At 65.1% G+C, this 21,097-nt stretch carries 20 protein-coding genes and 1 pseudogene; 6 read left to right on the top strand and 15 right to left on the bottom strand.

Going from position 1 to position 21,097, the window contains the following annotated elements; translation table 11 throughout:
• Positions 1–156: 156 nt before the first annotated feature.
• Positions 157–489 carry an ATP-dependent Clp protease adapter ClpS gene (gene clpS, locus I6F33_RS26840; protein ID WP_036015195.1) on the bottom strand — a complete coding sequence of 111 codons (333 nt, stop codon included), beginning with the start codon at positions 487–489 and terminating at the stop codon, positions 157–159.
• 479 nt (positions 490–968) lie between these two features.
• Here clpS and I6F33_RS26835 point away from each other — a divergent pair, with 479 nt between their 5' ends.
• Positions 969–2,330, top strand: a complete 1,362-nt coding sequence (locus tag I6F33_RS26835; protein ID WP_225144614.1) for a TadE/TadG family type IV pilus assembly protein — start codon at positions 969–971, stop codon at positions 2,328–2,330.
• Positions 2,331–2,403: 73 nt separating this feature from the next.
• On the opposite strand, the gene I6F33_RS26830 is transcribed toward I6F33_RS26835, so the two are convergent.
• Positions 2,404–2,742 carry a phasin family protein gene (locus tag I6F33_RS26830; RefSeq protein WP_225144613.1) on the bottom strand — a complete coding sequence of 113 codons (339 nt, stop codon included), beginning with the start codon at positions 2,740–2,742 and terminating at the stop codon, positions 2,404–2,406.
• Positions 2,743–3,129: 387 nt separating this feature from the next.
• Here I6F33_RS26830 and I6F33_RS26825 point away from each other — a divergent pair, with 387 nt between their 5' ends.
• Entirely contained in the window at positions 3,130–4,980 is a 1,851-nt protein-coding gene (locus I6F33_RS26825; RefSeq protein ID WP_225144612.1) for a D-alanyl-D-alanine carboxypeptidase, read from the top strand.
• Between the two features lie 232 nt (positions 4,981–5,212).
• Here I6F33_RS26825 and I6F33_RS26820 read toward each other — a convergent pair whose 3' ends face one another.
• The 4 genes from I6F33_RS26820 to I6F33_RS26805 all read right to left on the bottom strand — a co-directional run bounded on the left by I6F33_RS26820 (position 5,213) and on the right by I6F33_RS26805 (position 9,030).
• Complete coding sequence (locus tag I6F33_RS26820) at positions 5,213–5,938, bottom strand: DnaJ domain-containing protein (RefSeq protein WP_109143484.1); 726 nt, start codon at positions 5,936–5,938, stop codon at positions 5,213–5,215.
• Positions 5,939–6,008: 70 nt separating this feature from the next.
• Complete coding sequence (locus I6F33_RS26815; protein WP_036025619.1) at positions 6,009–6,758, bottom strand: hypothetical protein; 750 nt, start codon at positions 6,756–6,758, stop codon at positions 6,009–6,011.
• Positions 6,759–6,902: 144 nt separating this feature from the next.
• Positions 6,903–7,763, bottom strand: a complete 861-nt coding sequence (locus tag I6F33_RS26810) for an alpha/beta fold hydrolase (RefSeq protein WP_036015213.1) — start codon at positions 7,761–7,763, stop codon at positions 6,903–6,905.
• A gap of 343 nt (positions 7,764–8,106) precedes the next feature.
• Positions 8,107–9,030, bottom strand: a complete 924-nt coding sequence (locus I6F33_RS26805) for a division plane positioning ATPase MipZ (RefSeq protein ID WP_036015216.1) — start codon at positions 9,028–9,030, stop codon at positions 8,107–8,109.
• A 246-nt stretch (positions 9,031–9,276) separates the two neighbouring features.
• Here I6F33_RS26805 and panC point away from each other — a divergent pair, with 246 nt between their 5' ends.
• Positions 9,277–10,128: a pantoate--beta-alanine ligase gene (gene panC / locus I6F33_RS26800; protein WP_225144611.1), complete on the top strand. Its 852-nt coding sequence runs from the start codon at positions 9,277–9,279 to the stop codon at positions 10,126–10,128.
• On the opposite strand, the gene I6F33_RS26795 is transcribed toward panC, so the two are convergent.
• The 4 genes from I6F33_RS26795 to I6F33_RS26780 all read right to left on the bottom strand — a co-directional run bounded on the left by I6F33_RS26795 (position 10,125) and on the right by I6F33_RS26780 (position 12,907).
• Entirely contained in the window at positions 10,125–10,565 is a 441-nt protein-coding gene (locus I6F33_RS26795) for a DUF1489 family protein (protein WP_036015220.1), read from the bottom strand. The genes panC and I6F33_RS26795 overlap by 4 nt on opposite strands.
• A 42-nt stretch (positions 10,566–10,607) precedes the next feature.
• The gene (locus I6F33_RS26790; RefSeq protein ID WP_225144610.1) at positions 10,608–11,609 is read right to left on the bottom strand and encodes a hypothetical protein; all 1,002 of its coding nucleotides are present in this window, start codon (positions 11,607–11,609) and stop codon (positions 10,608–10,610) included.
• Between the two features lie 156 nt (positions 11,610–11,765).
• On the bottom strand, positions 11,766–11,969 hold the full coding sequence (locus tag I6F33_RS26785; protein ID WP_085969273.1) for a hypothetical protein: 204 nt from the start codon (positions 11,967–11,969) through the stop codon (positions 11,766–11,768).
• A 275-nt stretch (positions 11,970–12,244) separates the two neighbouring features.
• The gene (locus I6F33_RS26780) at positions 12,245–12,907 is read right to left on the bottom strand and encodes a glutathione S-transferase family protein (RefSeq protein WP_036025622.1); all 663 of its coding nucleotides are present in this window, start codon (positions 12,905–12,907) and stop codon (positions 12,245–12,247) included.
• A gap of 75 nt (positions 12,908–12,982) precedes the next feature.
• On the opposite strand from I6F33_RS26780, the pseudogene I6F33_RS26775 reads away from it, so the two are divergent.
• Positions 12,983–13,377, top strand: a pseudogene (locus I6F33_RS26775) (DUF599 domain-containing protein); the annotation flags it as partial.
• Positions 13,378–14,322: 945 nt separating this feature from the next.
• On the opposite strand, the gene I6F33_RS26770 reads toward I6F33_RS26775, so the two are convergent.
• The 4 genes from I6F33_RS26770 to mgtE form a co-directional block, all read right to left on the bottom strand.
• Positions 14,323–15,162 carry a hypothetical protein gene (locus I6F33_RS26770; RefSeq protein ID WP_225144609.1) on the bottom strand — a complete coding sequence of 280 codons (840 nt, stop codon included), beginning with the start codon at positions 15,160–15,162 and terminating at the stop codon, positions 14,323–14,325.
• Positions 15,163–15,211: 49 nt separating this feature from the next.
• Positions 15,212–16,030 carry an aldo/keto reductase gene (locus tag I6F33_RS26765; protein WP_225144608.1) on the bottom strand — a complete coding sequence of 273 codons (819 nt, stop codon included), beginning with the start codon at positions 16,028–16,030 and terminating at the stop codon, positions 15,212–15,214.
• 161 nt (positions 16,031–16,191) lie between these two features.
• The gene (locus I6F33_RS26760) at positions 16,192–16,509 is read right to left on the bottom strand and encodes a DNA-binding transcriptional regulator (protein WP_036013755.1); all 318 of its coding nucleotides are present in this window, start codon (positions 16,507–16,509) and stop codon (positions 16,192–16,194) included.
• 176 nt (positions 16,510–16,685) lie between these two features.
• Positions 16,686–18,107 (bottom strand): magnesium transporter, encoded by a 1,422-nt coding sequence (gene mgtE, locus I6F33_RS26755; RefSeq protein ID WP_036025625.1) that lies wholly within the window; start codon positions 18,105–18,107, stop codon positions 16,686–16,688.
• An 83-nt stretch (positions 18,108–18,190) separates the two neighbouring features.
• On the opposite strand from mgtE, the gene I6F33_RS26750 reads away from it, so the two are divergent.
• Together I6F33_RS26750 and I6F33_RS26745 are read left to right on the top strand one after the other, a co-directional pair.
• A complete protein-coding gene (locus I6F33_RS26750) occupies positions 18,191–19,018 on the top strand; it encodes a polysaccharide deacetylase family protein (protein ID WP_081494628.1) in 828 nt (275 codons plus the stop codon).
• Between the two features lie 157 nt (positions 19,019–19,175).
• Positions 19,176–20,516 carry a polysaccharide deacetylase family protein gene (locus I6F33_RS26745; RefSeq protein ID WP_225144607.1) on the top strand — a complete coding sequence of 447 codons (1,341 nt, stop codon included), beginning with the start codon at positions 19,176–19,178 and terminating at the stop codon, positions 20,514–20,516.
• A gap of 104 nt (positions 20,517–20,620) precedes the next feature.
• On the opposite strand, the gene I6F33_RS26740 is transcribed toward I6F33_RS26745, so the two are convergent.
• Positions 20,621–20,995 (bottom strand): hypothetical protein, encoded by a 375-nt coding sequence (locus I6F33_RS26740; RefSeq protein ID WP_036013747.1) that lies wholly within the window; start codon positions 20,993–20,995, stop codon positions 20,621–20,623.
• Positions 20,996–21,097: the final 102 nt, after the last annotated feature.

The raw sequence follows: 21,097 nt of genomic DNA, 5'->3' as shown, positions 1-21,097 counted from the left end.
GCATTTTCGATGCAAAACCCGTTCCGATTTGGGCGGGATCGGCGCCGGCGCAGAATTCCGTAGTTTTGCCGGCTGCAGCCCACCGCGCGCAGCCGCTACGCGACAATCACACTGCGGCTTGTACAAGAGCCGGCTTCAAATGCGCCGCAAGCCGTCTTACTTCTTTTCCATCACGCATTGCAGCGGGTGCTGGTGCTTGCGGGCGAAATCCATCACCTGCGTCACCTTGGTCTCGGCGATCTCGTAGGTGAACACGCCGCACTCCCCGATCCCGTGATGATGGACGTGCAGCATGATCTTGGTCGCGGCTTCGATGTCCTTGTTGAAGAACTTCTCCAGCACGTGAACGACGAACTCCATCGGCGTGTAGTCGTCGTTGAGGATCAGCACGCGATACAGGTTCGGCCGCTTGGTCTTGGGCTTGACCTTGGTGATGACCGACGTGCTCGGACCCGAGGGAGTACCCGAACGGTTGTCGTCATTGCTCATGCGAGGCGCGTCGGCAGCGGCTGGCGCGGACAGATCGAGGCTGGAAGTCAATTGCAGCATGGCACAGGCGTTCAAATTCCCCACGGAAGCGAATGGCGGTCACCGCGCGACCCCGCCCTTCGGAGCCTGGCGCAGGCGCGCCGCCTTGGATCGCCGCTCCCGGCAAATGCGGTCGAGGCCGGATCGCTCGCCAGCAATATGGCCCTGCCCCCGGCCCGCCGCAAGCACGCGGGGGTTCAGCCCATGCGGTCGCAGCAGTCCCGATTCCCGGTCCGGGCGATCCTGATCAGGTTAATCAATCCGGAGCGATTTGACAAAAATTTCCGCGCGGCAGGTTTAGAACGTGTTGACCAGGAACCCGGCCGTTAACCCGGCTGCGACGGTTTTCCGCAAAACGTTCCGTTTTTCTACGGTCCAATTTACCTGCCATTCAATGGCATGGCGCGAAATCGGGCAAAACACAGAATTCGGGGATCGTCATGTCTGGTCTGCCCCTCGTCAGCCGCCTTGGTCGACAACTCGCCCGTCTCGCAGCGGCCGAGCAAGGCAATATCGCAGTGATCTTCGCCATTGCGCTCGTTCCAGTGCTGAGCTTCGTCGGCGCGGCGATCGACTATAGCCGCGCGGCCCAGGCGCGCACCGCGATGCAGTCGGCCCTCGATTCCACCGCGCTGATGCTGTCACGGGACCTGTCCGCCGGCACCATCTCGACGTCTCAGATCTCCACCAAGGCCCAATCCTATTTCAACGCCCTGTTCACGGACACCAAGACCCTGCCCTCGGTCAGCGTCGGCGCCACCTACAACGCGAGCACCAGTATCGGCTCGACGATCCAGCTGACCGGAACCGGCACCTACACGACGAGTTTCATGAAGATCGCCGGCTTCCCGACCCTCGACGTCGGCACCTCATCCACCAGCGCCTGGGGCCTAACGCGCATGCGCGTGGCCTTGGTGCTCGACGTCACGGGATCGATGGCGTACGACGACAAGATGCCGGCGATGAAAACGGCCGCGAAGAACCTGGTCGACCAGCTCAGCGCGCTCGCGAAGACCAACGGCGACGTCTACATCTCGATCGTGCCGTTCGCCAAGGACGTCAACGTCGGCAGCAGCAACTACACGAAGAGCTGGATCGATTGGTCCGACTGGGAGGCCGTGAACGGGACCTGTAGCAACACTTCCTACACGAGACAGTGGACCTGCGTTAACAACGGCAAGATTTGGACACCGAGGAACCACAACACGTGGAACGGGTGCGTCACCGATCGTGACCAGGACTATGACACCAAGAACACGACTCCAGTGAGCAGCAATTCGGCTACGCTTTTCCCGGCCGAGCAATATTCCTACTGCAACTCCAGCAATTCGGCCTACATCCAGCCGGTCATGCCGCTCAGTTACGATTGGACCTCGCTCAAATCTCTGATCGACAAGCTGGTTCCGACCGGCAACACCAACCAGGGCATCGGCCTTGCCTGGGGCTGGATGACGCTGTCGATGGGCGACCCCATGAATGCCCCGGCCAAGGACACGAACTACACCTACAAGGATGCGATCGTCCTGCTCTCCGACGGTCTCAACACGCAAAACCGCTGGTACAGCGGTGCTTCGCAGATCGACGCTCGCCAGAAGGTCCTCTGCGACAACGCCAAGGCCCAGCCCAACAACATCACGATCTATACGGTGCAGGTGAACACCGGCGGCGATCCGACCTCGAGCGTGCTGCAATATTGCGCCAGCGGCAGCGACAAGTTCTATCTGGTCACTTCGGCGAGCCAGACGGTCTCGGTGTTCAAGGATATCGGCACTTCGCTGTCGAAGCTGCGCGTCGCACGCTGACGGTCGCATCGCTCCCCAACAAAAAGCCCGGCTGGTTCAGCCGGGCTTTTCGATTCCAGGATGTCTCGAGACGTTACTGAGCGGCCGGGGTGAACTTCGACACGATGGTCTCGACCGGCTTGAACGCCTGCTTGGCGAGGTCGTTGTAGAGGCCGGCGATCTTCTGCGATTCCGCGACGAAGGTTTCGTAGGCGGAACGGGCAAAATCGGTCTGCACTTCCATCGCCTTGTCCAGCGACTTCACGCCGGAAAGCTTCTCGACGAAGGACTTGGTGTCTTCGAACGACTTCTTCGTGTAGTCGCCATAGGCGCTGGCGATCGCCTGGAGGCCGTGCTGCACCGAGGTCGCGGAGGCAACGCACTGCTCGAACTGCTCTTTCCCGTAGCTCTGGAAGTCTTCAACCTTGAACATTTCGGAATCCTTTTCCCTGGCTCGCGTCGGGAAGCCCCGGCTCCCTGACTCCGCCCAAAATTAGTGCAACGCACAACAAAGTCAAGAATCTTGTGCGGCGCACAAATCCGGCGCAAATCGCAGAGATTCCCGGGGTTTCCCGCAAGGGTTCCTTAAGCTTTTGGAAACCGGGCCACCCTACTTTGATTCCCTGGACGTGGTCACTTCCGCGAGCGGCCAAAAGCCGTTTGAGAACATCACCTTAGCCAGAACAGCGGCTCGGGTCCAACGTCCCCCGCGGCCAACAACCAGCGGAGGGACAGCCTGAGCAGGTAATGATCCCGGGTCCGTCGGGCACAATTTCGCCTCACGAGCCGGTGATCAAGTCAGAAACGGGGACGGGGTTCCATGCTTCGTAAAAACTTGTCTGCCTCGCGCTGGGCGCGGGTTGGCGTTTTCGGGCTTCTTACGGTCACCACCGCAGTCATCTTCACCGTCGACGCAGCCGAGGCGCGGCGCCATCGTCGACATTACGCGCACCACCGGGTGCAGCACGACGTGTCCGAGAGCTCCAGCTCGAAATTCGCGTCCATCATCATCGACGGCAATTCCGGCGCAGTGCTCCAGGCGACGAGCCCTGACGCGATCCGCCACCCGGCCTCGCTGACCAAGATCATGACGCTCTATCTGCTGTTCGAGCGCCTCGAATCCGGCAAGATGAAGCTCGACACCGAGATGCCGGTGTCCAAGCACGCCGCCGACCAGGATCCGACCAAGCTGAATCTGCGTGCCGGCCAGACCATTCGCGTCGAGGACGCGATCAAGGGCCTCGTCACCCGTTCGGCCAACGACGCAGCCGTGGTGATCGCGGAAGCGATCGCCGGTGACGAGGACGACTTCGCCCGGATGATGACGCGCAAGGCGCGCTCGCTCGGCATGTCCAGGACGGTTTACCGCAATGCCAACGGCCTGCCCAACGACGAGCAGGTCACGACCGCGCGCGACCAGGCCACGCTGGGTCGCGCCATTCAGGAGCGCTTCCCCCGCTACTATCGCTATTTCGCGACCTCGACGTTCAATTGGCGCGGACAGTCGATCCGCAACCACAATCGCCTGCTCGGCAGTGTCGAAGGCGTGGACGGCATCAAGACGGGCTACACCCGCGCCTCCGGCTTCAACCTCGTCAGTTCGATCCGCCGCGGCAACCGCCACCTGATCGGCGTGGTGCTCGGCGGCCGCAGCGGTGGCTCGCGCGACGCCATCATGCGCAACCTGCTCGCGGAGAACCTCGACAAGGGTGCGACCGTCCGCACCGTCGCTGCGGTCACGGAGCGCAACGGCACTGAAGCCAACACCGATGTCGCCGATGCCTCGGATATGCCGGCACGGCCCGCCCTGCCGGTCCAGGCCGCGGCGGCCCCTGCTCCTGAAGCCGCCCCTTCGCGCCTCGCCGCGCGTCTGTCGACGCTGGCCGCAGCGACTGCGGCGATGCCGCCCGCTCACTCCAAACCCGAAGCTCGGCCGACGGAGTCCAAGGTGGAGCCGGCGCCGCTCACCAATGGCGTGATCTCGAGCCAGCCGCTCTCCATCATCCCCGGCTCGTCCGAGCCGATGAAGCCGGTTCGGGTCAAGACCGTTCAGGTCAAGGCCGGCGCCGTGAAGGTCGCCTCCGCGGCTCCCGCCCAGGGTGGTGTCCAGGTCGTTGCGCCGCCGGTCACCAGCACCGTCCCGCACCGCTCCGACGTCGCGGAAACCTCCGGTGCCGTCGTCGCCAGGGCAGATCTCATCAACAAGCCGGAGGCGGTGAGCCAGCCCGAAGCGCCGAAGGCCGAGATGGCCCGCACCGAACTGCCGCGGCAGCCGGCGGGCTTCGGTACCGGCAACGGCATCCTTGGCGTGCTGCCGGCCGCAACCGCCGCCGCACCGGCTCCCGCCGCACCCAAGCTCGCCTCGGCCGACCCGGCGCCGCAGCCGATCCAGATGAGCGCCACCACCAAGCCCGCCGTCATCCACAGCGGCTGGATCGTCCAGGTCGGTGCGCTCGAGAGCGAGAACGAAGCTCAGCAGCGCATCGACGCGGCCCGCAACTCGGCCCGCGGCCTGCTCAGCAAGGCGGACCCGTTCACCGAGCCGGTCGTCGCCAAGGACAATCGCAAGCTTTACCGCGCCCGCTTCGCCGGGCTCGAGCGCGATCAGGCCGAAGCCGTCTGCCGCACCTTGAAACGTGCCGAGATCTCCTGCATCACCGTTCGCAACTGATTTTCTTCTCCGCTCCAGACCAAATGCCCGCGCCTTGCGCGGGCATTTTCGTTTTGGTGAGGCGGTGATGCGCAGGCTGTTCCGGACAAGGCTGTTCCACGACAACCTCTCGTCAAGGATTTACGGTTAAAACTTTGCTCAAGGGGATCGACCACGCCGACAAGGGCGGGCGACGGCAGACAGAGCAAACGGAGCTCACGCGGTACGGGCGTTTGTAGCGTTGGTGCCGGAGTTAGCCGTTATGCGTGCGAAGCAGAGTATCCTTGGCCTCGTTTACCCGGGCAGCGAGATACGTCGAGCCCCCCTGGTCGGGATGGAGTTTCTTCATCAGGGATTTGTGGGCCCGGCTGATGTCGTCGCGCCCCGCTCCCGGCTGCAAGCCAAGGATCTGATAGGCTTCCTCCGCCGTCATTTTGCTGCTCGCCGCCGTGCGGCGCTGCCGCCCTGCCGTATCGCCCTGCGCGTTCTGACGCCAAGCGGGAAACCGGCGGTCCAGATAGCTTTCAAGTAGGGCCACGCTCTCGGCGTCGAACGTCGGGACCATCGCGAGCAAGCCGGCGAGATCGAATTCGTCGAGATTGCGCCCGGCATGAGGCCCCGCAACGATCTGGCCAGAAAGCTGGCCGGAATCGTGGTCGAGCCGCATGTCCAGGAATTGCGAGCGCACCCGCGAGGCCTGCCCGGACGGGCGCGTCGCACCGCCGCCGAACAGCCCGCCGACATTGCCGAAGCCGGCATTCGCGAGTGGTGTCCAGCCGAGCAGGCCCGCGCCGAAAATTCCGAGCGGGATCGCAACCGCCAGCTCGCCGCGCAAGCCGGTGAAGGCCGCAACCACCAGCGCCAGCACGCCGCCGCCGAACTTGAGGGTGCGCGCCAGCACCGCTGGATTGGCGGAGCGGAACATCTGGAGCAGCAGGTACAGCGTGATAACGGCGACAGCGCCGGCGATCAGGGTCATGGCCGGAATATAGTCGTGCTGTTGTCAAAAAGCATGGCGCCCAGCGCCGCAAGCCGCACCGGCCGGGCCGCTATTTCATCTGGCTGATCAGCTTCGCCGCGCCACTCACGCTTCCAGCCAGCTTCAACAGCGCCTCACGTCCACCCGCGGCATAGGCCGCAGCTGCCCGCAACAGCTCGCGCAGCTGCGCTGCCGCACCGGGATCGAACCGGCACCAGGCACCGCCAGTCAGCCGCGCCATCTCGCGGAAGGCCTGTTCGGCGACCGCGTCATGGCCCTCCTGAAAGACGAATACGGGCACCTTGAGCATGCCGAGCTCGCCGGCCTTGGCGCAGAGCTCGTCGATGTCTTCCTCCATGGCATCGCCGACGAAGACCACGGCCCGCACGCCGGATGCGACTGCCTCGCGCCTAGCCTCGCTCAGGACCTTGCCGATCTGGGTATCGCCGCCGCGGCAATCGATCTTGCTCATCAGCGTCGCCAGCCTGGCGCTGTCTGAAATCCAAGCCGTGGCTCGGCACTCGTTGAGGCCGCGATAATAGACCAGCCGGATGTCGAGACTGCCGAGCGCTGCGGTCTCGCGAAACATGTCGGCCTGGAGCGCGCAGGCCATGTCCCAGGTCGGCTGCCGGCTCATGGTCGCATCCAGCGCGAAGATCAGCCGCCCCCTTGCGCCCGGGGCATGCGGCGAGAGGGTCCGCGCCTTGGCAACGAACGCGGCGATGTCTTCCGAGGTCGAGGTTTGCGCTTGCGGCAGCACGCCGTCTGCTCGCGCCGAGACGGTATCGCGGCCGCGCGGTTTGATGGGTTCGCCCGACATCGCAGCTACACCTTGCGTCAACAGCTAATGTGGTCAGCGCATGCGGCCCGGTCAATGCGCAAAGCCTCCGCAGGCGCGCGCCGGCGGAGGCTTTGCCAATTGATGCAGCCTTGCGACGACGTCAGCTCGGTAAGCTCTTGGACGTCAGCTCTTGGCAGGAGCCATCAGGGCAACCGGGCCCGGCTCGAGGATCTTGGGCGGGGCGGACTGCGTGTCGACCGGTGCGATCTCGCTGTCGGTCGCGCTCAGGAACTTGTCGAGCATGCTCTGGATCGAGCTTTTCGCCACATCCGGACCGGTATCGCGCATGTCGTTGTGCTGGAACTCGGTCTTCACGACCTGAATGCCTGCCTGCTCGCATTCCTCGTCGGTCGGAATCACGCCAGCGTCGGCCTTGAACTGCGGATCCTGGGAGCGGAACGACAGGATCTTGAACTTGCCCGCGGTGACGAAGGGCACGCGCAGATTGTCGAGGGTGACGACCTTCTTGACCTCATCCGGATACTGCTTGGCGAAGTACATGGTGATGTCGCCGCCCATGGAATGGCCGACCATCGTAACCTTGTCGTAATCGGCGTTGGGCTGAACCTTCTTCATCTCGTGCACGGCGAGATGGATGTTGGCGACGCCGCGCAGGATCTGCGGCAGCCGGCCGACATAGAGCTCGCCGGGCTTGGTGACCATCGGAGGATCAGTCGGCAGATCGTGCTGCGGGCTCATGACCATGTAGCCGCGCGCAGCGAAGATGTTGGCGAGGAAGCCGTATTCGGTGTTCTTGACGGTGTTGCCGTGATTGATCACCGCGACGGGCAGCTTGATCATGCCGGCATTGGCCTGCATTTCCTTGTCGCGGCGCACCGCGATTGAAACAGGCACCGGACGGTTATCGCGCGAGGCATCGTAGAATGTGATGGTCTCGTGCTTGATCGCCCACTTGCTCGCCGTGAAATAGGCGATGCCGCAGAGGGCACTGACCGAAACCAGAACGGCAATTCCACGCTTCATTTTCGTCCTCAGCCTCAGGCCTAAGCGGCCTGAATCCCTGTTGAAAATCGTGTTCTCCGGGGCTCTTCGTCCCCTTGTCGCCTATTCCCTAATATATGTCACAGCAGCGTGACAGGAAGGCTAAATGTTGTGAATCGGCAGCCCTTTCATTGTGCGTTGCACTCGTTCGGTGAGCACCCCATTCTCATACCGCTACGTGAGGGTGCAGGTCCCTATTCGACGCAACCGGTCTTGATCGGGTTCGACTCGCGGTAAACGCAGGGTGAAAACGCGCGCGGCGCAGTCCCGGTTCCCGCGCCAGCCGAAGGCCCGGATCGGCCGGGAGTAGCATTATACCGCGAGGTCAGGCGCCGAGGATATCGTGGACCTCGAGCGGCTTGTCGACCTGGCTGAACCACTCGGCCCGGTTGGCCGCGCGGCGGCGGCCGCGCTCGTCGAGCGGGAGCTTGAGCTGGCGGAGCAGGCTCGTCACCTCCTCCCGCGCAGTGAGATGGCCGAGATTGGGCCGCATGCCGAGCGTGGCCTCGTCGATATCGTCGAGGGCGGTCAGGCCGCGCGGGAAGAATTCGCGGTAGACGACGCGCTCGGCGAAGCCGTCGACGTAGCGGAAGCCGAGCCGCAGCGACAGATCCTTTAGGCCCTCGGCGACAAGCTGCTTGTTGCGCGAGCCGAGCATGGACAGGCGGTTGCGCACGACGATCCAGTCGGTGGTCGCGCCGTCGAGCTGACGTCGTTTGCGCCTGACGTCACGCACCATCTCGGCGTAGTGGCTCTCGCCCGTCACCGCGTAAGTCGCGGGATCGACGGTGCCGAGCACGTCGAAATCGAGGAAGCTGTCGTTGATCGGCGTGACCAGGGTGTCGGCCATCGAATGCGCGAGCCGCATCAGATAGCTGTCGGTGCCGGGCGTATCGATGACGATGAAGTCGAAGCTGCTCTCGACCGCGGAGACGGCTTCCATGAACTGCTGGAACTCGGAATTCTCGTTCTCGGCGATCTGCATGGTCTCGCCGAGCTTGATGCAGCGATGCACCGGAAGCTCGAGGTCGAGCTTGGTACGTTGCGCCCAGGCGGACCGGTTGCCGATGTAGCGCGTGAAGCTCTGCTGGCGGCAGTCGAGGTCGATGGTGGCAACGCGCTGGCCGGCCTTCAAAAGTGCAACGGCGATGTGCAGGGCGGTGGTCGATTTGCCGGAGCCGCCCTTCTCGTTGCCGAGCACGACCACGTGCGCCGAGCCGGATTGGCCTTGGCTAGCCTGCACAAGCATGGCGATCCTCAACACCCCTTGCGAATATCTTCGAGTTGACCGCGTCAGCGGTCAAGTGAAATGCGTGACAGGAAATGCAAATTGCAATGCGCTATTCCTCGCGATGAATCGCGGCGCCGTCTTTCGTCAGTGATTGCGGGATGCTGTGCCGCATCCGGATGCATGGCGTCCACGATCTCCGCTTGTTAAGGTTAGCCGCCGGGCGCGACGCCCGCACCTGCGCCGCTTCCCAATCGTCGAGTCCAGATGTCAGCAAGTCCATTGATCGCCCGCACGGTCCCTGCCCTGCGACGCGCCGTCGACAATCTCCGCAAGCGAAAAGCCACGATCGCGCTGGTCCCGACCATGGGGGCGCTCCATGACGGGCATGTGTCGCTGGTTCGCCTCGCCAAGCGGCGCGCCAGCCGCGTCGTGGTGTCGATCTTCGTCAACCCGACCCAGTTCGCTCCGACCGAGGATTTCGGCGCCTATCCGCGCACCTGGAAGGCCGACATCGCCAAGCTCGCGGCCGAGGACGTCGATATCGTCTGGCACCCGGGCGTCGCGGCCATGTATCCGGAGGGCTTTGCCACCCGCATCGTGCCGGAGGGGCCGGCGCTCGCCGGCCTCGAGGACCGCTTCCGCCCGCACTTCTTCGGCGGTGTCACCACGGTCGTCGGCAAGCTGTTCACGCAAGTCCGGCCGGATGTCGCAATCTTCGGCGAAAAGGATTTCCAGCAATTGCGGGTGGTGACGCAGATGGCGCGCGACCTCGACCTCGGCGTCAAGGTGATCGGCTCCCGCACCGTGCGCGAGCGCGACGGACTCGCGATGTCCTCGCGCAACGTCTACCTCTCGCCCGAGGAGCGCCAGACCGCCATTGTCCTCTACCGCGCCATGAGAGAGAGCGCTGGGCGCATCCGTGCCGGCGATTCGATCGCGCCGGCGATGGCCGGCGGTGCGGAGATGATCAAGGCGGCCGGCTTGGTGCTCGACTATTACGAGGTCCGCCATGCCGAGACGCTGGCACCGGTCACCTCGCGCAAGGACGGCCCCTTGCGGATCCTGGTCGCGGCCAAGCTCGGCACCACCCGGCTGATCGACAATATGGCTGTTTAGAGCAGTCCGAGGTCACGCAGCTCGCGCCGCATCGGCTCCGGCATCGCCGCAATCGAGCCGGCCGCTGACTTGCCGAGATCGGCCGGCACGGAATCGTCGGTCAGATAGCGCCAGCCCTGGAACGGGCGCATCGGCCGCGGCGAGACCGAGATCACTTTCGGCTGCATCACGATCCGGCAGCGCCCGATGCCGTCCTTGTCGCGGAACGGCTCGATGCCGATGATCTTTTCGCGCGCGGCGATCTCGCCCTTGATCACCCAGTAGAGCGAGCCGCCGGCGAGGATCTCGGCGTCGCGCTTGGGCACCATGCGCGTGATGTGGATGTGATGTTGCGGCAGACCCTTCTTCTTGGCGGTCTGCATCCGTTCGGCCACCCACTCCTTCAATTCCTTGACGGAGTCGCAGCCGACGGCGAGCTTGATCAGATGGAGTGGCATGCCCAAGCATTAGCCGGGCAACCCAGCATTTGGAATGCCGATCTACTCGTTATCCGCAGGCGCGGGCGCGGCGGTCGAGGCCGGCGGCGGCGCGAGCGGAACCGGCGCCGCAGGCGCACGCGCAGCCTTTTGGGGCGGCGGCTTCTTCGCAGCCGGCGGGCTCGATGCCGGAGGCGCTGCGGCCTGTGCGGAGGCCGCGGCCGGCGCACGCGGTGCTGCCGCCGCATTTGCGGCCGGCGCGGCCTGGCGCGTCGCCGCCGTGGGCTCCGGATTCATGATGCTCACCGGCGGCGTCGAGGACGCGCTCGGGAACTCGGCATTGGTCGGCCTGCCCGTCGGCATTGACGGCGGCAGCCCGGCGAGCGCGGCGTTGGCGGGCATCGCCGCTGCGGCTGCTGCGGGCGCGTTCCAGGTCGGCGCATAGCGCGCGACCAGGGTCTCGTAGAGATGGGAGTCCATGTTGGCGGCAACCTGCTGCTGGTCGGTCAGCGAGCGGAACGCGGCGCAATCGAACTGCGTGCAGCCGTCACGCGCCACCAGCACATGTGCAACGAGACCGTAACGATCCCGCTCGAGCGACTTGCGCAGCACCTTCATGTCGAGGGTCAGGCTTTTCTCCGCCGTGGCGACATCGCCGAGCGCGGTCAGGCGGTCGATCCTGGCGGCGGTGTAGGAGACCGCCGCGGCCGCAGCGTCAGGCGTGCCGAACAGCGCCTTCTCGCAGCCGGCGCCAACGGCATCGCCGGCGAGATCGTCGAGACAGGACAGCGCAGGCAGACTCGCGCTCACCACAGCCTGCGCGCGCGCCTCGGCCGGAGCGGACGGCGCGTCCGGTCCATAGAGACGCACCGTGGCTGCGCCGGCGATCGCGATGGATAGCAGGGTAATGACGGTTAGCGCGCCGTTCGCGACCGATCTGTCGGCGCGCAACAGCGTGATCAGCAGAATCAATCCGAAGAATCCGGCAGCCGCCAGCGTCATCCAAATCGGGAAGGCCGGCGAGAGCCAGATTTGGTCGAGCGAAGTGGCCCATGCCCAGTTCATGCGCGACGTCCCCTCACGCGAGCAAAGAGCGGATGGTCAAGCGAGCACCGCGAGTCGGCAACTGCCCCCGCCCACCCTTGTGAAGGTGAAGCGGGCCTTTTGACGGCGGCAGAGTACAATTCCCGGGAGGCGCCTATGCACTGACGGCGTCGGCCTTCAGGAGAGCGCGAGCTGGCTTTCCTTGGCGACGCGCTCGAAGGCTTCGGTCGAGCTTTTGATCCGATACTGGCAGTCGTCGCCTTCGGTCGGGAGCAGACGGATGACCTCATACGCGCCGCTCGCAGCCGGACGCGCGACATTGCTGGCCGTGAATAGGACGCGCGTTCCCACGGGGAATTTGTGCTTCAACACCCTCTCCATTACTCAAACAGCGCCCGCCTCGCCCAGTGTCCCACTGCGAGGGCCGGCCGGAAACCCGGGCGGCTGTATAGCACGCGTCCGATGCTTTTGGCCAGCGCCATGCCGGCATGGCCCGCGCACAATTTTTGCAGTTATTTCAGGATGATAACGGGACAGCCGGTGGGGCGATGATACCGGCGGAGCTGCTTATTCCGCCGACATGTCGCAGGCCTGTCGCACCCTCCTCCCGATCGGCTGGCGCCCCCGCCTCCGGCCGGCACCGGTCGGACTGCCGCTCAGGCGTCCTCGAACTTGGCGATGACGAGCGTTTCGGCCAGTCCATCCCGGGTCCATTCCTGGAACGCCGGCAGCGCCATCATGGTCTCCATGTAGGCCCTGGTGTCCGGCGCCACCTCGATCGCGTAGGTGCGGAAGCGGTGCACGACGGGGGCATACATGGCGTCCGCCGCACCGAAGCGGCCGAACAGGAACGGTCCCTGTGCGCCATAGCGGGTGCGGCACTCGCGCCAGATCTCCTCGATGCGCGCGATGTTCGCCTTGGCATCCGCCGACAGCGCCACGGCGCGGATCGGCCGATGCAGGTTCATGCCGCATTCGTTGCGCAGCGCCACAAAGCCGGAATGCATTTCGGCGCATACCGACCTGGCATGCGCGCGCGCGGCGACGTCGTCAGGCCAGAGCTTCGCTTCCGGATAGCGCTCGGCGACGTACTCGATGATGGCAAGCGAATCCCACACGGTGACGTCGCCGTCGACCAGCACGGGCACCTTGCCGGCGCGGCTGAAGGACAGGATCTGCGCCTTGTCGGCGGGATCGTCGGTGTAGAGCGGGATCAGCGTCTCCACGAACGGGATGTCGTTGGCGCGGAGCGCGAGCCAGGGCCGCATCGACCATGACGAGTAGTTCTTGTTGCCGATCGCGAGTTTCAGCGCAGCCATGTCACTGGTCCTTCGTTTAGTCCTGCAGTTGCAGCCGCTTTTTAGCGCCATCGCCTGCCGCCAATCAATCGTTGCTCGCCCGCTTTGTGGGAGCTGAAATGCGTCGGCCTCGTGCTGATCTGCGTCTACGCCTTCTTCAAATTCGCTTGGGCCTATCGCCTGTCAACTATGTCGCGATCCTGTTCGGCGATATGCCGCCGGCCTCACAGCGCGACACCCCCGAGGCCGAAGCCCACGTCATCCGCACCTCCCGCCTGTTCGAATCCGCCGGCCGCCACTTCAACCGCGGCCAGCGTGCCTTCTTCTTCGCGCTCGGCTATCTCGGCTGGTTCGTCAGCCCCTGGGTGCTGTTCGTGACCACGGCAGCGGTCGTGGTCGTGACCTGGCGCCGCCAGTTCGCGTCCAGCGCCTGGGCCGCGATGGCACCGGGGGCGGTGGATGGTGGTGAGGGGATGAAGCGAGGGCATTGAGCCACGTGTCCCGGACAAGCTGCAACGCGTGAAGCGTTGCGGCGCAGAGCCGGGACCCAGCGCCACACGGATTGCTCGGAGGCATGGGCCCCTGCTCTGCAGCGCATCGTCGAACCGGACGATGCTTCGCATCGCCGGGGGGACGCTGCGCTGCGTCCGGGGCACGAGATCGGATCACAGACATGCCTTCGCGATCTCGCGGCTGCTTCGCCCGAGCTTTGCTTCGTCTCGCCGCCCTCAGATGCAAGAGGGCGCAGGGAAGGCCGGGTGCCGGCGGCACCCGCGGTCCGCTGCGCTAGAGCACACGCAGGAAGAACCGCACAGCAGCATACAGGTGAAGCCCAACACACGGCCTTCCCTGCGCGATGGTCGGACGGCTTATGCCGCGCTCTCCCGGGAGCCGAGTTCCCTCTGGCCTCCCTCGCTCCCGCGAAAGTCGCCGGCACCGCGCCGGTTAACGCGAGGGCCGCATTCGCCAGAGCTTGGCCGTAGCAACGACGGCCAGGACCACACGGTTTTGCCGTACGCGCGGTTCGTTGGCGCCGCAGGGTTCGACGGCGTTGTGCACGTTGCCATCGAAATGCCGGCGCGACGAACCTGACAGCGCCGCTCGTCCGTACGAAGCCTCGGGCTCACGGAGAGCAATCCGCCCTGCCCTCAGCTCTCGTACACGACGCTGCCGCGTCCACCGCAAGCCCGGCTCGCGACAATGACGACCTCATGATCGCCCCTCGAGATTGAGCCGGGATGGGCGATACATACGCCATTTCCGAATTTCGGTAAAGCGGAATATTTTTATGCGGGCAGATTGACAGAGAAGCGAAACACCCTGCTCTCGTAGCCCGGATGGAGCGCGAGCGTAATCCGGGACAATTCGAGCTGCCGGGCGAGCAGCCCCGGATTACGCTTTGCTCCATCCGGGCTACACGACTACACGACGACGCGCTATCCGCCGAAATCCTTCGGGCTGAACGGCAGATCCAGCACCTTCCATTCCCCGTACAGATTGGCCGGCAACATCTTGTAGGGTTGGCAGTTCTGCAGCGCGCTCGTTGCGGACTTGACGATGGCCACGCCCTTGGCGGACGGCGGCGCCTGGATCAGGATGGGCTCGCGCGCCAGCGTGCCGTCGGTGGCGAACACGGTGCGCAGCTTGACATGAACGTTGTCGGTCGGTGCGACGCCGGCCGGAAGCTTGGCGCAGCCGCGCAAGTGACGGCGAAGCTCCGCGATGACCTCGGGCGGAAGCTTCGCAGCGATCGAATCGTTTGCATCGCCGCCGTCATCCTTGGCGCCTTTCGGCTCGACCGGCAATTCGGGCGGCAAGCCCAGCATGACCCCGTACTTGATGGTGACGTCCGGTTGCGGCGTCTGATAGGCCGGCGGCGGCGCGGCCGGCGGCGGCGGCTGCGCGTTGGCCTCACGCTGCTTCGAGGCCTGGGGCTGCTTCTGCTGCTGCTCAGGCGAGGCCTGCTGTGATGGCGATGGTGCTGCCGCCTGCGGCCTGGCCGCAGGCTTCGATGCCTCCGCCTTGTCCGTGATATCCGGCTTCGGCAGCTTCAGATCGGGGAGCGGCTCTGGCGGCTTCGCCTCTTCCTTCTTCTCCTCGGCCTTGGTTTCCTCCTGCTTCACCTGCTCCGGCGTGACGATGTCGACCGCGACGGTTTCGGGCGGCTGGCTATGAAACGGACGGACCTCGCTGATCACGATGATCAGCGCCACCAGCGTCAGATGGGCGATTGCCGAGGCGGCAATGTCCGTCCGTATGATCTTCCCCAGTTCCATCGACCGATCTTGGGTTGCCCCCGCGGTCCTAGCATACCCCGGGTCCCTCTCAATCCCATTTCGGGGCGAAGCCAAAGTCGGTCAGGCGTCCCTTCGGATTGGCGAGCGCGGCGATCTGGTCCATCTCGTCTTCCGACAGCTCGAAATCGAAGATCTCGATGTTCTCCGACAGGCGCTCGATGCGCGAGGTGCGCGGGATCGCAGCGACATTCTGCTGCACCAGCCAGCGCAGGCAGACCTGCGCCGCCGTCTTGCGGTGGACGCGACCGATCTCGGCCAGCGTCTGGTCGGACTTGATGCGGCCCTTGGCGATCGGGCTGTAGGCGACGAGGGCAACGCCATTCTGGTCGCAGGCCGCCCGTACCTTCGCCTGATCGAGATAGGGGTGATACTCGACCTGGTTGCAGACCAGCGGCTCCGCCGACAGCGCGACCGCCTGCTCGATCAGTGCCACGGTGAAATTGGAGACGCCGATGTGGCGGGTCAGGCCCATCGTCTTCGCATGCGACAGCGCGCCCAGCGTCTCCGCGAGCGGCACATGAGGATTGGGCCAGTGCAGCAACAACAGATCGACCGAGGGAAGCCGCAGGCGAGCGAGGCTCTCCTTCACCGAGCGTTCGAGATCATGGGGTGCGAAATGGTTGGTCCAGACCTTGGTGGTGAGGAATACGTCGTCGCGGCGCACGCCGGAGGCGCGCAAACCGTCGCCGACCTCGCGCTCATTGTCGTAGACCTGCGCGGTGTCGATATGGCGATAGCCGAACCGTAGCGCCTGCTCGACCACGCGCGCGGCCGGCCTTCCGCTCAGCTCCCAGGTTCCGAGACCGATCGCCGGAATCCTTGCGCCATTGGCCTCGACGAACAGCATGAGGAATCTCTTCCGTTGCGACAGCCCCAGACGTCATTATGGACCCGGTCGATGATGCTGCCAACGGAAGCCGCGGCAGCCAGGCGGGATATTCGATGCAGGCCTAACGGGAGGTTGTGCGTCAGGTCTTGGCGTCAGGCCTTTGGCGTCAGGCCTTGGCGTCAGGTCTTGGCGAGCGCCTGGAACACCGTGTCGGGGGCATGCGCGATCACCGTGAGCAGTGCGCGGGCCGGGCCGCGCGGGGCGCGTTTGCCCTGCTCCCAGTTGCGGATGGTCTCGACGGGTACGCCGAGCCTGGCGGCGAACTCCATCTGGGTCAGGCAGGCGCGCCGGCGCAGATCGCGCACCGCGAGTGGGCCGGTGTCAGACGGCGCCGCATTGGCCGTCGGCTGAACCGAAAGCGGCTGGACCGGAAATTCCTGCCCATTCCGCAATTCGACGATCCGTCCGTCCGCCTTCAGCCGCAACCGCATGCCCATTCCCCCAAGCAAAGGCGATGATGCGGCAGGTCGCTTAAAGTCGGATTAAAGACGGTTGTCGTCATTCCGGGGCGCGCGAAGCGCGAGCCCGGAATCCATTGTGCAGCGTCGACGCGGACAAATGGATTCCGGGTTCGCGCCAAGTGGCGCGCCCCGGAATGACGATGGAGTGAGACCTACTTCAACCCGAACCAGAGCGTCGCAATCCCGAGGAAGGAGAAGAAGCCGACGACGTCGGTCACGGTGGTCACGAACGTGCCCGACGCCACCGCCGGGTCGGCCCGCACGCGATCCAGCGCCATCGGGATCAGGATGCCGCCGAGCGCGCCGGCTACGAGGTTGCAGACGATGGCGAGCCCGATGACGATGCCGAGGCCCGGGATCTTGAACCAGGCCACCGCGGCGATGCCGGTGATCACGGCGAAGGCGAGGCCGTTGACGAGGCCCACCAGGGCCTCGCGCATCACCACGCGCCAGGCGTTGGAGGAACCGAGCTCGCGCGTCGCCAGCGCCCGCACCGCCACCGTCATGGTCTGGGTCGCGGCATTGCCGCCCTGGCTCGCCACGATCGGCGCCAGCACCGCGAGCGCGACCATCTTCTCCAGCTGGCCCTCGAACAGGCCGAGCACGGAGGACGCCAGGAACGCGGTGGCGAGGTTCACCAGCAGCCAGTTGAAGCGGCCGCGGGCGATGGTGAGGAACGTGTCCGACAGCTCTTCGTCGCTGGTGACACCGCCGAGCGCCTTGAGGTCCTCGTCCGCCTCCTCCTCGATGACGTCGACGACGTCGTCGACGGTGATGACGCCGACGAGGCGATCCTGGGTGTCGAGCACGGGCGCGGCGACGAGATTGTATTTGCCGAACATGCGCGCCACCTCTTCCTGGTCCTCCAGGACGGAGACGCGGCGGCGGTCCTCGTCGGTGAGCTCGGTCAGCGCCACCGGCCGGCGCGTGCGCAGGAGCACGTCGAGCGGCACCGCGCCCTGCCAGTGCTGTTCCTTGTCGACGACGTAGATCTCGTAGAAGCGGTCGGGCAGATCCGGCGTCTCGCGCATGTAGTCGATCGCCTGGCCGACCGTGAAATCCTGGGGCACGGCGATGAACTCGGTCTGCATGCGGCGGCCGGCGGAGTTCTCCGGGTACAGCAGGCTGCGCTCGAGCGCGACGCGCTCCTTGAGCGGCAGCTTCTCCAGAATCTCTTCCTGCTCCTCGGCACCGAGGGTTTCCAAGAGCTCGACCGCATCGTCGGATTCGAGCTCGCGGACGCCCTCGGCGACCGTCTCCGGCGGCAGCTCCTCGAGGATCTCCTCGCGGACGGTCTCATCGACCTCGTTCAGCGCCGAGAAATCGAAATCGCGGCCGGTGAGCTCGACCAGGCGGACGCGGTCGTCGGGCTCGAGGGCGCCGATCAGATCGCCGAGATCGGCCTCGTGCAGCTCCGCGACGCAGGCACGCAGCGCCGCGCTGTCCCCGGCCTCGATCGCACGGGCGACCTCCTCGACGAATTCGTGCCTGATATCGCCGTCTTCATTGCGCATCGGCACGTGGTCGAGTACCGAATCCGCAGCCGATGGGGCAACGTCCAGATGTTCATCCATGGCGCGCCTCGCCGTTTGACAGGTTGGAACCGGTGGTGTGAGCTGAGGCTTCAGGCAATACCCACAAGGCAAAGCCGAGCGCAATGGCAAAGATGCTGCGACTAAGGTGGACCTCGACCATGGCGGGCGCGCTTGTCGCAACCGTCATCGGCAATGCCGCGACCGTCATCGGCGCCGCCGAGACGGAGGCCGCCGAGTGCCCGCGCAAGGACGCGCTCGGCACCTCGCGCGTCTTCAGCGTCGATCCCAAGACCTATCCGCGCGTGGGCCTGAAGAGCTTTCCGCAGACGCTGCCGCTGGCCGATCGCGAGGTCGTGCTGACCTTCGACGACGGGCCGAACCCGCCGACGACGTCGAAAGTGCTGGCGGCGCTGGCACAGGAATGCGTGCGCGCGACCTTTTTCCTGATCGGCCAGCACGCCTCCGAGCACCCGGACATGGTCAAGCGCATCGCCCGCGAGGGCCACACCGTCGGGCATCACTCCTACTCGCATCCGTTCATGGGGCGCATTCCGTTCGAGAAGGCCATGGCCGACATCGATCGGGGCATTGCCGCAGACGAAATGGCGCTACACGGAGTCTCGACGACGACACCCTCGACGCCGTTCTTCCGCTTTCCCTATTTCGAGTCGACCCAAGCGCAGCTCGACCTGCTCCAGTCGCGCGGCATCATTGTGTTCGGGGCCGATTTATGGGCCAGCGACTGGGAGGAGTTGACGCCGGAGCAGCAATTGAAGCTCGTCACCGAGCGTCTCGCCGCGAGCGGAAAGGGCATCATCCTCTTCCACGACAACAAGGCGCGCACGGCCGCAATGATGCCGGCGTTTCTACGGTATCTGAGGGAGAACGACTATCGGGTGGTCCACATCGTCCCGGCGGGCACATCACAGAAGAGCGCCGATACGCGCTGATGCCGGAATGTCACGCCCGGGCAAAATGGGGTGATTTGGGGCCAATTAACACTCTGTTCATGCTACCCCGTGAAGATGAGAGCGGCTGCGGCTGAACCGTTTTGAGCCATCTCCGACCTATCTAGGGCGCCAAATTGCATGGGGGCAGACGAGGTTCATGATCGGAAGTAGCGTTGTTTTGCGGACGCGATCGTGGATCGTCCTCTGTCTGGGAATGCTCACCGCCGGTTCGCCGGCCGCGCTCGCAGCCGAGTGTCCCGGCCACCCCGACGCCCTCGGCACCTCCCGCACCCTCGTTGTCGATCCGCGCGAACATCCGCTGATCGGCACCATGCAGTACCGCGAGACGCTGCCGCTGAAGGACCATGAGGTCGTCCTGACCTTCGACGACGGTCCGATCCCGAAATATTCCAACCAGGTGCTCAAGATCCTGGCCGACGAATGCATCAAGGCGACCTTCTTCATCGTCGGCAACCAGGCCAAGGCCAATCCGGAAGGCGTGCGCAAGCTGGTCGCGGCGGGCCATACCGTCGGCACGCACAGCATGGACCATCCGCTGACCTTCGACCGGATGCCGATCGAGAAGGCCGAGGCGGAGATCAATGGCGGCATCGAATGGACCGCAGCCGCGATGACCGATCCGTCGCAGCTCGCCCCGTTCTTCCGCATTCCCGGGCTGATGCGCGCCGAGGGCATCGAGAACCATCTGATCTCGCGCGGCCTCCAGGTCTGGAGCGCCGACTTCCCGGCCGACGATTGGCGGCACGTCTCGTCCGACCGCGTCTACCAGCTCGCGATCCAGCGGCTGGAGGCCAAGGGCAAGGGCATCCTGCTGCTGCACGACATTCAGGCCCGCACGGTGGCGGCACTGCCCAAGATCATCCGCGACCTCAAGGCGCGCGGCTATCGCATCGTGCATGTGGTGCCCGCCACGGCCGAGCGGCCGGCGACGCCGACCACGCCGGTCGAATGGCTGCTGCATCCGCCAACCGAGACGACGCCGATCGCGCGCTGGCCGCGCGTGCCGCATTTCGTGTTCACGCAGACCAGGACGCTGCCGGCGCCCGCGCTCGCGGACCTCAATGCGCAGGCCGAACATCAATCGCTGCTGCCGCGCCGGAGCAAGGGCCAGATCGACCTCGCATCCACCCTGCCCGTCCCGGGTCGCGATCTGTTCGCGATTCCGGAAGGCTCGGTCGAGGTGCTGATGTCGACGACCTCATCGCGGCGCGCCGCGACCCGGCTCGCCATGGCGGCCGAGAGGCCACATCCGGCCAAGGACAAGGCAGCACAGGGCAGAGGCGCGAAGGGCAAGACGGCCAAGCTGCATGGGCGGCGTACCGCCCAGGCGGCGCCGGCTGCAGCGGATCACGCCGCGCAGCCCGTCGACATCGTACCCAAGAGTACCGCAGCGAAGAGCGCCGCGGCCAATGGCGCGGCCTCCAAGGGCGTGCCGCCCCGTCCGACCCGCGTCGCCAGCCTGAAAAAGCGCGCCTAAAGCGCGATGAGATTAGGATGAATCATCATCGCGCTTTAGGTTGTTGTTTATGCATGATCTTTTCGGAAAACCGCTTCGCACTTTTCCGGATCATGCTTTAGCTGCTATTGCCGCATGATGGCGGCGACGCAGAGCAGCACGATCAGCGCCAGGAAGAACAGGTCCATGTAGGACTTGAGCTCGCCGTCCCGCCGCAGCCGCGCGACGTCGGTGATCACCTGCTTGCGCGCGGTGGTGCTGCCCGAACCGTCGTTGATCGGAGCCTGAAGGCGCTTGGTCTCGGCCTCCAGCTTCTCGATCTTCTGGAAGAAGTAGAACGCCCGCAGCGTCGAGGCCGCGCGCATGGCGGCATAGACCAGCACCAGGATCGCCAGGATCGCCCGGTTCGGATACTTTTCCATGAAGTTCAAGCTGAAATAGACCACCGCCATGAAGGCGAAATTGGTGAGGAAGCGGTAGACGAAACTGAGAAAAACCATGCTGGCTCGAAACCTTGAGGGGGTCGCAACCCTATGGTGCTGCGAAGTGCGGGATCGGGACCCAGACCGGAACGGCGAGCCTGGATACGGCCCGTCTACCCC

It is taken from the genome of Bradyrhizobium sp. BRP20 (assembly GCF_020194215.1).
Lineage (GTDB): Bacteria > Pseudomonadota > Alphaproteobacteria > Rhizobiales > Xanthobacteraceae > Bradyrhizobium > Bradyrhizobium yuanmingense.
The sequence above is the reverse complement of the archived record's forward strand: the minus strand, read 5'-3'. Positions and strand labels throughout refer to the sequence as shown.